Below are 12,734 nucleotides of genomic sequence, written 5' to 3'. Positions count from 1 at the left end.
GTCGCCGCAGCGGCGGCGAAACCGCGGGTGTGCGGCGGGAACTCGCAGCCGATGATCGCGATGGACGGGTGGATGCTGGGCACGACGTGCGAGACGTTGCCCATGTCCGTGGACCCACCGCGCAGGCCGTGGGTCTCGCTCAGCTCCCGGCCCAATGCCTCGATGTGCGCGGCGAACCGGTCGGACATCGCCGGGTCCTGCACCAGGTCGGCGTAGAGCGGTTCGGTGGTCTCGACGGACATCGTGGCGCCGCTGGCCCGCGCCCCGGCGTCGAAGCAGGCCATGACGCGTTCCTGCAGCGCCGACATCGACTCGACGTCGAAGGCCCGCACCTCGCAGTCCACGACGGACTTCTCGGGGATGATGTTGGTGACCGCGCCGCCCTCCCGGACGAACAGGCCGATCCGGCAGTCACCCGTGATCTGCTGGCGCAGCAACCCGATCGCCACCTGGGCGACGACTGCGGCATCAGCGGCGTTGATGCCCTGGTGCGGCGCGGCGGCGGCGTGCGAGGCCCGTCCCTCGTAGGTCACGGCGAACCGGCTCACCGCCTGGCTGGCGAAGGTCGCCGGGTGCACGTCGGCCTGCCCGGGGTGCACCATCATCGCCACGGTCACGTCGTCGAAGATGCCCCGCTCCAGCAGCAGGACCTTCCCGCCCCCGTGCTCCTCGGCCGGGGTGCCGATGACCTTGACCCGGATCCCGAGCTCGTCGGCGACGGCGGCCAGCCCGATCGCGGCGCCGACCGCGGCCGCGGCGATGATGTTGTGCCCGCAGGCGTGGCCGATCTCCGGCAGCGCGTCGTACTCGGCGCAGATGCCGACGGTGAACTCCCCGCTGCCGCGCACCGCGGTGAACGCCGTCGGCACGTCGTCCGGGCCCGGCTCCACCGCGAAACCCGCCGCACCGAGCAGCTCGGTGACCTTCTCCACCGAGCGGTACTCGGCGAAGGCGAGCTCCGGCTCCGCGTGCAGGCTGCGGCTGAGCTGGAGGAGCCGCTCCTGCCAGCGCTGCTGCTCGTCGCGCACCGACTCCTGCAGTGCCGTGGTGTCCTGACCGCTCACGTCCGCGCCTCCCTGGTCCGTCCTGGACAGGAAGGGTCAGCGATGAGACGCTTCGGTCCGCTCAAATGCAGGATCGCCGCAGGAACTCATCTCAGATGCACGATCACGCCAGCCTCGACGAAGTCGATCTCGCACTGGTCAACGCCTTGCAGATCCATCCCCGCGCGCCCTGGTCACTGATCGGCGGCGTGCTCGGCATCGACCCGGTCACCGCCGCCCGCAGGTGGGCGCGGCTGGAGCGCGCCGGGCTGGCCTGGATCTCCGCCTATCCCCCGACCACCCCCACCCAGGCCACCGCCTTCGTGGAACTGGTCTGCGAACCGGGACGCGGGGTGGACGTGGCGCGCGAGCTGGCCGACGACCCGCAGGCCATCACCGTCGACGTGACCGCGGGCGGACGCGACGTGCTGGTCACCGTCAGCACCCCGGATCCGCAGGTCCTGTCCCGCTACCTGCTGGAGCGGATGAGCCGGGTCGAGCACCTCCAGCAGGTGCGCAGCCACCCCGCCGTCCGGATCTACACCGAGGCCAGCCGCTGGCGGCTGCGCGCCCTCGACCACGAGCAGGCCGCGCGGATGGCCTGGGAACCCGGCCCCACCACCGGCCTGGTCAAGCTGACCGAGCAGGACTGGGCGATCGCGGTGGCGCTGGCCGCCGACGGCCGGACCCCGGTCGCGGCGCTCGCCGAGGCAGCGGGCACCAGCACGAGCACGGTCCGGCGGCGGATGGCCCGGATGCTGGCCAGCCGGCAGCTCCGCCTGCGCTGCGAGCTCGCCCGCACGCAGTCCGGGTGGCCGGTCTACGCGTGGTTCTTCGCTCGGGTTCCCCCGGCCCACCTCGACGACACCGCGCGCACCCTGGCCCGCATCCCGGAGGTCCGCGCGGTGACCTCGACGGCCGGGCCGCACAACGTGATCATCGCGGTGTGGCAGCGGTCCCTGGCCGACGTCCAGGACCTGGAGACGCACATGAGCCGGCTGCTGCCGAACCTGGACATCGTGGACCGCAGCATCGTCGTGCGGCCGGTGAAGCTCGTCGGCCGGCTCCTGGACGAACGCGGCCACGCGACCGGTTCCGTCCCCCTCGACACCCGCAGCAGCCCCTGACCGGCTCAGCCGAGGCTGACCTTCGGGTCGAAGGTGTTGCAGGCGTTCGGGTTCCCGCTGCGCAGGCCCGTGGTGAACCACTTCTCGCGCTGCGCCGAACTGCCGTGGCTGAACTTGCTCTCGTCCACCCGGCCACCGCCGAGCTCGGCCTGGATGAAGTCGTCGCCGATGTGCTCCGCGGCGTCCAGGGCGCGGTTGACGTCGTCCTGGGTGATGTCCTCGATCAGCGGCTGGCCGGACTTGGTCGGCACCGTGGTGGCGTGGTTGGCCCACACCCCCGCGTAGCAGTCGGCCTGCAGCTCCAGCCGCACCGCGCCCGAGGTCGGTCCGGTCTTGCGGGGGTCGACCTTCGAGGAGGTGCCCAGCAGGTTCTGCACGTGGTGGCCGTACTCGTGGGCCAGCACGTAGGCCTCCACGAACTGTCCGCCCCGGGCGCCGAACCGGGTCTGCAGGTCCTTGAAGAAGTCCAGGTCGATGTAGACCTCGGAGTCGGCCGGGCAGTAGAACGGGCCGACGTCGGAGGTCGCGCCACCGCACGCGGTCTGCACGGAGCCGCGGAAGAAGTTCGTCGGCGCCGTCCGGTAGCGGCCGCCGGAGCGCTTGAACTGGTCGTTCCAGTAGCCCTGGATGGAGTTGATCGAGGCCACCAGCGCGCAGTCGTCGCGGCGGTTGGCGTCGGCCCCGGTGCGGCACTCCTGCGCGAGCCGCTGATCGTCCGCCTGTTGACCGGCGGGGAGCTGGTCGAGGCTCAGCGGCAGCGGGGTTTGGCCACCGCCGAGGAAGTTGCTGATCAGGAAGAAGATCACGACCCCGACGACGGTGAGTCCGCCGCCACCGACCGCGATCGCGCCGCCCCCGAAGCCTCCGCCGGAACCACCGGCTTCCTGGACCTGGGACGTGTCCAGCTCCGCGTTCTCGTTGAACCGCACCGAATTCCTCCTGGAGAACCGCGCGCCGACCGGCGTGCGGACGTCTTGCTCGCCGGACACGATATCCGGCCGCGGTGCTCCACCGATCTTGTGCGGTGAGCCGGTGTTGCGCGCGCAACACCCCCGGCGCCCGATGTTCACCACCCCGGTGCCGGGGCCCGCTGAGCTTTCCGGTGCGACCCTCCGTCCGGCTCGGGTCGGGGGCAGCTGATTGGATGTCCGACGTGGACATCCTTCTGCTTCATTCGTCGTACGGGTTGCGGCCGGCCGTGCACGCCGCGGCCGACCGGCTGCGCGAGGCCGGCCACGAGGTGCACGTCCCCGACCTGTTCGACGGCCGGACCGCGGAGACCGTCGAGGACGGCCAGCACATCAGCGAGGAGATCGGCCGCGACGAGCTGCTGCGCCGGGCAGTGCAGGTCGCCGCTCCGCTCAGCGCCCGCGGACTGGTGTACGCGGGGCTCTCCATGGGTGCGGCCATGGCCCAGACCCTCGCGCTGGCCGACGAGAAGGCCCGCGGCCTGCTGCTCCTGCACGGCACGTCCGACATCGCGGAGAACGCCGAGGTCGACGACCTGCCGGTGCAGCTGCACGTCGCCGACCCCGACCCGTTCGAGACCGACGACTGGCTGAACTCCTGGTACCTGCAGATGCAGCGGGCCGGGGCGGACGTGGAAATCTACCGCTACCCCGGCGCCGGGCACCTGTTCACAGATCCGGACCTGCCCGATCACGACCCCGAAGCCGCCCGGAAGGCCTGGGCCGCGTCGCTGGACTTCATCGACTCGCTCTGAGCCGCGGGCCGCAGTGCTGCCCACCGGTGATCACCTGGGACGCGTTCAGATCGCTTCCAGCTCGATCAGCGAGTAGAGCGAGCGGGTCGCCCTCATGTCGGTGCGCTTCCAGCCGGTAGCGGCGAAGAGCTCGTCGAACTCGTCCAGGTCGCGCTCGAGGCCCTCCGAGACGGCGAGCATGTTCATGTCCATGAGCACGGCCTGGTCGGGCTTGCCGATGTCACCGATCAGCGCCTCGATCACCAGCGCGCGGCCTCCCGGGCGCGCCGCCCGGCGGCAGTTGCGGAGGATGGTGCGGCACTGCTCGTCGGCCCAGTCGTGCAGGATGTTCTTGAGCAGGTAGTAGTCGGCCTCCGGAACGTCGGTGAAGAAGTCCCCGCCGACTGCGGTGAAGCGGTCGGACAGCCCGGCTTCTCCGGCGGCCCGCCGGGCGTCCTCGACGACGTGCGGGAGGTCGAACACCTGGCCTTCGACGTCCGGGTGCTCCCGCATCAGCTGGAGGACCAGGGCGCCCTCGGCGCCGCCGACGTCGACCACCCGGCCCACCCCGTCGAGGTCCAGCAGCGAGATCGCGTCCTGGATGACCATGCCGGTCATGTTCGACATGAACTTCGAGAACAGGCCCGCCTCGGCTGGATTCCGGCTGAAGTGCGTGAAGATGTCGGCGCCCAGGGCCTGCTCGACCTGGTTGCCACCGGAGCGCACCGCTTCCGGGAGCAGGCCCCAGCTCTGCCAGTGACCCGGCGCCCTCTGAACCAGGGCGGCCTCCCGCAGCGACCCGGGCACACCTTCGCGCAGCACCTCGCCGAGCGCGGTGAGGCGGAAGCGGCGCCGGCCCTCGTGGACCAGCAGACCGAGGCTGGCGCAGGCGCGCATCAGCCGGTACGTGGTGTCCGGATCGCTCGATTCCTCCTCGGCGATCTCCTGCGCCGTGGCGGCGCCCGCGGCGACGTGGTCGGCGATCCGCAGATCAGCGGCGGCCCGGGTGATCTGGGCCGTCCAGTGCCCGGTCAGCATCCCCATGACCGCGTCCGCGTTGCGCGTCCGCTCCGCTTCAGCGGCCGACGGCTGGGCGAGCTCGCTCTTGAACGGCATGTCTTCCCCCGAGTTCCAGGCAACCAAGGTCGCCTGGCCGAGGGTGTCACAGATCGACTCCGAGTTCCGGGGAATAGCCCGAGAAGCGCGCACGCGCGAATCTCGTTGCTGCAACCGGCGGATTCAGCGTTGATCCCGCACGGTCGAGTCCACATCGGACTCCGGTGGGCTACCTGTCCAGCTTCTGCATCTCCCGCGCCATGCGCACGAACTCTCGCAATGCCGCGCTCTGGTAAGCACTTTCGCGACGCAGGAGGCAGGGCGTGCGGGTCGGGAGCGCCGGCTCCAGCGGGATCGGGTGCAGCTCGGGGTGCTCACGGGTGACGGCGTCGGGCAGGATGGTCGCCAGATCGGTCCGCAGGACGATCTCGATCAGCGCGGTGGCCGAGTTCGCGTCCACCGCGACCTGCACCTGCGCGCCCTGCTCGGCGAAGTAGGCGTCGATCTGGACTCGGGTGGCGAAGTACGTGCTGAGCAGCGCCAGCGGCTGATCTGCCACCTCCGCCACCGGCAGCGGGGCCTGGCGGCCGGCCAGCGGATGGCGCCGGCCGACGACGAGGCTGAGGGATTCGGTCAGCAGCGGGGCGCTGTCGATGCCCGGCAGGTGCTCTCCGCTGAACGCCACGCCCAGGTCCAGCTCGTCGGCGAGCAGGGCGGATTCGATCCGGTCCTGGGTCATCTCCCGCACGTCCAGGCTGATCCCGGGGTACGCGGCCCAGAACGCACCGGTCAACGGCCCGACCAGGTAGGCCGTGAAGGTCGGCGTGACCGCCAACCGCAGGTGCCCGCGGGTCAGGTCCTGCACGTCGAGCACGGCGCGCTGACCGGCCTCGAGATCGCGCAGCGCCTGGCGCGCGTGGTCGACGTAGGTCGCACCGGCGTCGGTCAGCCGCACCGACCGCCCGGTCCGGTCGAGCAGCTGCACGCCCAGCGCCTTCTCCAGCTGCTTGATCTGCTGCGACAGCGTCGGCTGCGAGATGTGCAGCTCCTCGGCGGCGCGGGTGAAGTTCGCCTGCTCGGCGACGGCCAGCAGGTAGCGGAGGTGGCGCAGTTCCACGGTCACACCTCCACTATAGATGCCAGCAATCGTTTCGATGACATCTGCGACTTGGACACTATAGGTCCAGCTCATGCATGGTTGTGGTGGTCAAGCAAACGACACCTGCAGGAGGAGGGTCCATGCAGCACCTCGCGGACGGCATTCGCCGGTTCCAGCAGGGCGTCTTCCCCACCAAGGCCGAGCTGTTCGCCCAGCTGGCCACCACGCACCGGCCCCGCACGCTGTTCATCGGCTGCTCCGACGCCCGCGTGGTCCCCGAGCTGATCACCCAGCAGGAGCCGGGCGAGCTGTTCGTCATCCGCACCGCGGGCAACCTCGTCCCCGCGCACTCGGCGGACGCCGACGGCATCACCGCGAGCATCGAGTACGCCATCAACGCGCTCGGCGTGACCGACGTGGTCGTCTGCGGGCACTCCGCCTGCGGCGCCATGACCGCCCTCGCCGAGAACCAGGACATGTCCGCCCTGCCCACCACCGCCGGGTGGTTGCGCCACGCGGACGCCTCGCTGGCCCGCGCCGCCGCTGCGGACTGGCACGGCGAGGTCGACGTGCTCGTGCGGCACAACGTGCTCGCGCAGCTGGCGAACCTGATGACCCACCCGTCCGTCGCCCGAGCGGCCGCCAGCGGCCAGATCTCGTTGCACGGCTGGGTCTTCGACATCGCCACCGGAACCGTGGCCGAACTCGGCCGCGACGACCTGATCGCTCCCGTTCCGGCCGCATGAGCACCGGAACCGGATCCCGCAACACACCAGAAGAGAGGAATTCGAACGTGGTGCACGCCCAGTTCGACCCCACCGCCCGCCAGCAACTCGCCATCGCGGCGGTCGAGAGCAAGACCCGCAAGGACCTCACGTGGCAGCAGATCGCCGAAACCGCCGGTTTCTCCGAGGCTTTCGTGACGGCCGCCCTGCTGGGCCAGCACGCGCTGCCCGCGGCCGCCGCCAAGGCGGTCGCTGAGCTCCTCGAGCTCGGCGAGGACGCGGTGCTGCTGCTGCAGACCGTCCCGACCCGCGGTTCGATCCCCGGCGGCGTGCCCACCGACCCCACCATCTACCGGTTCTACGAGATGCTCCAGGTCTACGGCACCACGCTCAAGGCGCTGGTGCACGAGAAGTTCGGCGACGGCATCATCAGCGCCATCAACTTCCGCCTGGACGTCCAGAAGGTCGCCGACCCCGAGGGCGGCGAACGAGCCGTGATCACCCTCGACGGCAAGTACCTGCCGACCAAGCCCTTCTGAGAACCGGGAGACGAAGTGGACTTCATCCAGCGCACCATCGACCTGGCCCGCCGCAACGTCGAGGAGGGCGGCCGCCCGTTCGCGACCGTCATCGCCAAGGACGGCGAGATCGTGGCCGAAAGCCCCAACAAGGTGGCGCAGACCGGCGACCCGACCGCGCACGCCGAGGTCCTGGCCATCCGGGAGGCGTGCACGAAGCTCGGCACCGAGCACCTCACCGGCACCACCATCTACGTGCTGGCGCACCCCTGCCCGATGTGCCTGGGCTCGCTGTACTACTGCAGCCCCGACGAGGTCGTCTTCCTGACCACCCGCGAGGCCTACGAGCCGCACTACGTGGACGACCGCAAGTACTTCGAGCTCGACACGTTCTACTCCGAGTTCGCCAAGGACTGGCGGGAGCGCCGACTGCCGATGCGCCACGAACCCAGCGATGCGGCCGTCGACGTCTACAAGGACTGGCAGGAGCGCAACGGCGGCGAACGACGGGTCGCCGGCGCACCCACAGCCTGATCGCGGAGGAACTGCTGGGAATCACCCCACCCCTGTGATCTCCTGGCTCCGGCGCCGCCACCGGTCCCTCCCCCGTCACCGGTGGCGGCGCACCCTGTTCTCAGCCCCAGGAAAGGACCTCGATGGCCGATCACCGACTCCTCCACGCGGCCACCACCGGCAACCTCGCCGACGTCCGCGCCGCGCTCGCGTCCGGCGCCGACGTGGAAGCCCGCGATGCGCACCAGCGCACGCCGCTGCTGCTCGCCGTGCTCAGCGATCACGTCGACGTCGCCCGCGAGCTCGTCGCGGCCGGGGCCGATCCCAACGCCCAGGACGACCGCCGGGACAGCCCGTTCCTGGCCACCGGGGTGACCGGCAGCGTCGAGATGCTCCGGGTGCTGCTGCCCGCCGGTCCCGACGTCACCATCACCAACCGGTTCGGCGGCGTCGCGCTCATCCCCGCCTGCGAACGCGGCCACGTCGACTACGTCCGGGCGGTCCTGCGCACCGAGATCGACGTCAACCACATCAACAACCTCGGCTGGACCGGTCTGCTCGAAGCCGTGATCCTCGGCGACGGCAGCCGTCCCTACCAGCAGATCGTGCAGATGCTCCTCGACGCCGGAGCGGACCCGGCCATCCCGGACGGCGAGGGCGTGACGGCCCTCCACCACGCCCGGGCCGCCGGTCAGAAGGAGATCGCGGACCTGCTGCGAGAGGCCGCCTGAGCACCGCCGCGCTCCAGGCAGGACCGGTCAGTCGTCGTAGGGGTCGTCGTTGCCCGCTGAGCCGTAATCGGTGGCCTGGGACGGGTCGACGAGCGCGAAGCGCGCGCCCATCGGGTCGCGCAGCACCGCGACCCGTCCGAGGCTGCAGTCGTACGGGTCCACCCGGATCCGGCCGTGGAGGGCGACCGCCGTCCGCACCATCTCGTCGGTGCCGATCTCCTCGTCCACGCCGAGGTAGACCAGCCAGTGCGAGTGCGCGTCCGGGCTGATGTGGTCGCGGATCATGCTGACCCGGGCCAGCACCGAATCGCCGCCCAGGTACCAGACCTCGTAGTCGGAGAGGTGGTCGGTGCCGAACTGCTCGCCGGTGTAGCCGAACAGGCCGCCGTAGAAGTGGTCGGCCGTCTGCGCCTTGATGGTGACCAGCTCGGCCCACACCAGGGTGCCCGGCAGGCCGACGTCGAACTGCCACTGCGCGTCCGGCTCCAGCAGGCCGAACTCGTCGTCCGACGGGCTGGTCAGCACCATCTTCACGCCCAGGCCCGGCACCCGGCTGCGCGGCACGACGACCTGCCCGCCCAGCTTGCCCGCCTCGGCCGCGGTGACCGCGCTGTTCGGGGTCGCCAGGAACAGCCGCCACTTCGAGCGGCCGTCCGCGGACTCGCGGATGCTGGCCACCGGGTAGCCGTCCCGGTGCGCGATCACGTGCGAGCCCTCGCGCGGATCGTCGTGCTCCTCGAACTCCCACCCGAACAGCCGGCCGTAGAACCCGCAGGCCGTCGGCACGTCGGTGGTCACCAGCTCGATCCAGCAGGGCATCCCGGCGGGGATGTCCCAGCGAGCGTTCTCGACGGACATGTTCGGCCCCCCAGCGCGTCAAGATCACTTGTCCGGGTCATTATGCGCCCCTCCCCCGACGGAGGACCCCGGCAACGGAGATCACGATCGGGTCAAACACCCGGACAGAGCACTGCTTTCGGAGTAACGGCGCCAATTCGCCCGACGATGCCGGTCGCAGCGCTGCGAGGTCCACAGTGGACGAAAACCCGCCACCGCCGATCGGGGCGGCGGTGGCGGGTTCGCGGTGCAGCTCGAGGTGGGGTCAGCGACCGGCGGCCGCCTTCGCCTCCTCCTCGGTCCCGACCGAAGCGGTCGCTCCGGGCAGCGGACGAGCCGCGGACTCCTTGGTGAACCAGACCCCGATCGCGCCGATGATGCCCGCGCCGATCAGGTAGTAGGCCGGCCACATCAGGTCGCCGGTGGCCGCGATCAGCGCGGTCATCACGGTGGCGACCGTGCCGCCGAACAACGACACCGAGATGTTGAACGAGATCGACAGCGCACCCTGCCGGACGTGCGTCGGGAACAGCGCGGGCAGCGTGGACGGCATGGTGGCGCTGAAGATCACCAGCGTCAGACCCATGATCAGCAGCCCGGCGAACACCGTCGAGACCGTGTTCTGCTGGATCAGCAGCACCGACGGCACCGACAGCACCACCAGCGCCACGCACCCGACCATGATCACCGGCTTGCGCCCGACGCGGTCGCTGATGCTCCCGATGAACGTGATCACGACCAGCATCACCGCCATGACCACGATCTGCAGGACGTAGGACTCGGTCTCGCCGATCACCGGCGGCAGCGCGTCGGTCAGGTAGGTCGGCATGTAGGCGGTGAGCATGTAGTTGGTGACGTTGAACACCAGCACCAGCGCCCCGCACACCAGCATGGCCGGCCACTGCTGGAGGAAGATCTCCTTGAACTCCCCCTTCACCGGTTCCTTCTGCTGCGCTTCGTGCTTCTCGACCAGCGCGGCGAACGCCGGTGTCTCCTCGAGCTTCATCCGCAGGTACATGCCGACGATGCCCAGCGGTCCGGCCACCAGGAACGGGATGCGCCAGCCCCAGGACAGCAGGTCGGGCTCCGGCATCGCGGCGGTCAGCACGGCGACGATCACCGCGCCGAGGATGTAGCCGGTCAGCGTGCCGAACTCCAGCCAACTGCCCAGGAACCCGCGCCGCTTGTCCGGGGCGTACTCGGCGATGAACGTCATCGCGCCGCCGTACTCACCGCCGGTGGAGAAGCCCTGGACGAGCCGGGCGAGCAGCAGCAGCATCGGCGCGGCCAGCCCGATCGCGTCGTGGCTGGGAATCAGGCCGATGCAGAACGTCCCGGCCGCCATCATGATCATCGTGGTGGCCAGCACCCGGGTGCGCCCGATCCGGTCGCCGAGCGGCCCGAAGAACATCCCGCCGAGCGGGCGGACCAGGAACGCCGCGGCGAAGGTGCCGAAGGTCGCCAGCAGCTGCGAGGTCGGGCTGGACTCCGGGTAGAAGACCTTGCCGATCGTGGTGGCCAGGTAGGCGAAGACGCCGAAGTCGAACCACTCGGTCACGTTGCCCACGGCCGCCGCCGCGACGGCCCGGCGCACCAGGCCCGGGTCGACCACGGTGACGCCTTCGACCGAACGGATGCCGGACCCGGCGTGCTCCTCAGCCGTCACCGCGCGCACCGCCCGGCCCGGTCGGCCAGCAGGTCCACGAGCTCCGGTGTTTTCCATCGGAAAGCGAACATGCCGAAGAACAATAGTGCGTGGAATTGTGGATCGCCGCCCCGGATGCGAAAAGAGGTATATCCATCACGTTGCAACCGGGCAAATCATGCAAACCGAATGTTTCGAGCACAACGGAGATCGCCGGAGGTATGCGAAGACAATTCGCATAGTGGTATTCGGAGCGGAAAGACGACGCGTGCCACCCGCACGATCCTGCCCCATCAGGCCAGATTCGCAAGCCCGAGACCAGCGGATACCTGAGATCTCACGCCGCGGAAGCAGGCTGGCCACCTTCCGGGAAACTTCCTCTCGAGCCACTGCAGTTTCACCTTCGCCCGGAATCGAGCGCGCGAGAACCGCGACTCAACACCCAATTCAGAAATTTGTTCGATCAGTTTCGAACCGGACTCCGGTGATCAGGTCGCGTCGGCGTCGAACGGCGGTTTCTCGCCACCGCTCAGCCCGCGCGGCGAGGGGCGGGCCGTCGTCGAATGCGAATCCGCGCGATCGTCGAGCAAGTAGTTGACCACTGCACGTCGCGGGTCGGCATTGCGCAGCGCGTTGAGCTGCTGGAGGGGCTCTCGCAGCTGCTCCAGCGGTTCGCGCAGGTCGTCGCCGAACTCCTCCTGGAGCCGCTGCTGGGCGCCCGTGGCGTGCTCTCGGACCTGGCGAAGCGCGCGCCCCGCCCACGCGGCGGTCTGCGGCAGCCGTTCCGGGCCCAAGATGAACAGACCTGCGACGAGCAGAACGGCCAGGTGCGGCAAGCTCATGCCGACCACCTCCAAACCCCCCACGCAGAGTACTCACCGGGCCGGTTGGCACCGTCGAACGGGCGCCGGAACGCCACGCGAACGAGCGGCTCCGGACACCAGTTCCGGCCCGGCCACCGCGGCTATGGTGGCGACGGGGGGACCGTTCCGGGCGAAACGGTCCGATGAGGACCAGCACGGAGGGCGCGGTGGATCTCGGGGAGTTGCTCTCGTCGTTGGCGCAGCTACCCCTACCGCTGGTCATCGCGGCGGCGGGCGCGCTCACGCTGGCCGAGTGCACCATCGGCCTCGGCATGGTCATACCGGGCGAAACCGGCCTGCTGATCGCCGCCTCCGCCATCACCGACGTGTTCGGTTTCGTGGCGATGGTCCTGGTCGTCACCCTCTGCGCCACCACCGGTGACACCATCGGGTACTGGCTGGGACACCGCTACGGGCAGCGCCTGCGCGAGACGAAGCTGGTCGGCCGCATCGGCCGCCAGCACTGGGACCGGGCCGCCGACCAGCTCCGCAAGCACGGCGCGGGCGCGGTGTTCGTCGGCCGGTTCCTGCCCGTGCTGCGCACCCTGACACCCGCCGCGTCGGGCGCCTCCGACCTGCGCTTCCGGCGGTTCCTCCCGGCATCGGCCGCCGGTGCCCTGTGCTGGTCGACGTTGCACGTCGGCATCGGCACCGGCGCGGGAGCGTCGGCCCGCTACGTCGAGGACGTCCTCGGCGAAGCCAGCTGGTTCGTGCTCATCGCCGTGGTCGCGGTGGTCGTCGCCGTGGTGCTGTGGCGGAAGGTCCGAGCTCGCCGCACGGCGGCGGAAGCGGCTCGGACCCCCCGCGCGGAGCAGTGACCGCGATCAGCCGAGGTCCACGACGTGGCCCGCGCGCACGATGTGCACCGGCGACGT

14 protein-coding genes are annotated in these 12,734 nt (G+C 70.2%); 7 read left to right on the top strand and 7 right to left on the bottom strand.

Going from position 1 to position 12,734, the window contains the following annotated elements:
- On the bottom strand, positions 1–1,064 hold a 1,064-nt coding region (locus ABTZ89_RS25785; protein WP_351049203.1), incomplete at its 3' end, for an amidohydrolase.
- A gap of 95 nt (positions 1,065–1,159) precedes the next feature.
- Between ABTZ89_RS25785 and ABTZ89_RS25780 the strand changes: the two genes are divergently transcribed.
- Positions 1,160–2,170: an Lrp/AsnC family transcriptional regulator gene (locus ABTZ89_RS25780; protein WP_351049200.1), complete on the top strand. Its 1,011-nt coding sequence runs from the start codon at positions 1,160–1,162 to the stop codon at positions 2,168–2,170.
- A gap of 5 nt (positions 2,171–2,175) precedes the next feature.
- Here the strand turns inward: ABTZ89_RS25780 and ypfJ are convergent, their stop codons facing one another.
- The gene (ypfJ, locus tag ABTZ89_RS25775) at positions 2,176–3,099 is read right to left on the bottom strand and encodes a KPN_02809 family neutral zinc metallopeptidase (RefSeq protein WP_351049197.1); all 924 of its coding nucleotides are present in this window, start codon (positions 3,097–3,099) and stop codon (positions 2,176–2,178) included.
- Positions 3,100–3,323: 224 nt separating this feature from the next.
- Between ypfJ and ABTZ89_RS25770 the strand changes: the two genes are divergently transcribed.
- Entirely contained in the window at positions 3,324–3,893 is a 570-nt protein-coding gene (locus ABTZ89_RS25770; RefSeq protein ID WP_351049194.1) for a dienelactone hydrolase family protein, read from the top strand.
- 45 nt (positions 3,894–3,938) lie between these two features.
- Here ABTZ89_RS25770 and ABTZ89_RS25765 read toward each other — a convergent pair whose 3' ends face one another.
- Both ABTZ89_RS25765 and cynR read right to left on the bottom strand, forming a co-directional pair.
- Positions 3,939–4,988: a methyltransferase gene (locus ABTZ89_RS25765; RefSeq protein WP_351049191.1), complete on the bottom strand. Its 1,050-nt coding sequence runs from the start codon at positions 4,986–4,988 to the stop codon at positions 3,939–3,941.
- A gap of 169 nt (positions 4,989–5,157) precedes the next feature.
- Positions 5,158–6,051 carry a transcriptional regulator CynR gene (gene cynR, locus ABTZ89_RS25760; protein ID WP_351049188.1) on the bottom strand — a complete coding sequence of 298 codons (894 nt, stop codon included), beginning with the start codon at positions 6,049–6,051 and terminating at the stop codon, positions 5,158–5,160.
- A 116-nt stretch (positions 6,052–6,167) separates the two neighbouring features.
- Between cynR and ABTZ89_RS25755 the strand changes: the two genes are divergently transcribed.
- The 4 genes from ABTZ89_RS25755 (at position 6,168) to ABTZ89_RS25740 (ending at position 8,514) form a co-directional block, all read left to right on the top strand.
- A complete protein-coding gene (locus ABTZ89_RS25755; RefSeq protein WP_270953699.1) occupies positions 6,168–6,773 on the top strand; it encodes a carbonic anhydrase in 606 nt (201 codons plus the stop codon).
- Positions 6,774–6,820: 47 nt separating this feature from the next.
- Positions 6,821–7,291 carry a cyanase gene (gene cynS / locus ABTZ89_RS25750; RefSeq protein WP_270953698.1) on the top strand — a complete coding sequence of 157 codons (471 nt, stop codon included), beginning with the start codon at positions 6,821–6,823 and terminating at the stop codon, positions 7,289–7,291.
- A gap of 15 nt (positions 7,292–7,306) precedes the next feature.
- Positions 7,307–7,804 (top strand): nucleoside deaminase, encoded by a 498-nt coding sequence (locus ABTZ89_RS25745; RefSeq protein ID WP_270953697.1) that lies wholly within the window; start codon positions 7,307–7,309, stop codon positions 7,802–7,804.
- A gap of 122 nt (positions 7,805–7,926) precedes the next feature.
- Entirely contained in the window at positions 7,927–8,514 is a 588-nt protein-coding gene (locus ABTZ89_RS25740) for an ankyrin repeat domain-containing protein (RefSeq protein ID WP_351049182.1), read from the top strand.
- Between the two features lie 27 nt (positions 8,515–8,541).
- Here the strand turns inward: ABTZ89_RS25740 and ABTZ89_RS25735 are convergent, their stop codons facing one another.
- The 3 genes from ABTZ89_RS25735 to ABTZ89_RS25725 all read right to left on the bottom strand — a co-directional run bounded on the left by ABTZ89_RS25735 (position 8,542) and on the right by ABTZ89_RS25725 (position 11,838).
- The gene (locus ABTZ89_RS25735) at positions 8,542–9,372 is read right to left on the bottom strand and encodes a VOC family protein (protein WP_351049179.1); all 831 of its coding nucleotides are present in this window, start codon (positions 9,370–9,372) and stop codon (positions 8,542–8,544) included.
- A 244-nt stretch (positions 9,373–9,616) separates the two neighbouring features.
- Positions 9,617–11,017, bottom strand: a complete 1,401-nt coding sequence (locus tag ABTZ89_RS25730) for an MFS transporter (RefSeq protein ID WP_351049176.1) — start codon at positions 11,015–11,017, stop codon at positions 9,617–9,619.
- A 467-nt stretch (positions 11,018–11,484) separates the two neighbouring features.
- A complete protein-coding gene (locus tag ABTZ89_RS25725; protein WP_351049174.1) occupies positions 11,485–11,838 on the bottom strand; it encodes a twin-arginine translocase TatA/TatE family subunit in 354 nt (117 codons plus the stop codon).
- Positions 11,839–12,002: 164 nt separating this feature from the next.
- Here ABTZ89_RS25725 and ABTZ89_RS25720 point away from each other — a divergent pair, with 164 nt between their 5' ends.
- Entirely contained in the window at positions 12,003–12,677 is a 675-nt protein-coding gene (locus tag ABTZ89_RS25720; protein WP_351049171.1) for a DedA family protein, read from the top strand.
- Positions 12,678–12,734: the final 57 nt, after the last annotated feature.

The sequence above is a fragment of the Saccharopolyspora sp. NPDC002686 genome, assembly GCF_040295745.1.
Classification (GTDB): Bacteria; Actinomycetota; Actinomycetes; order Mycobacteriales; family Pseudonocardiaceae; genus Saccharopolyspora; species Saccharopolyspora oryzae.
This window is presented reverse-complemented; position numbering and strand designations above follow the sequence as displayed.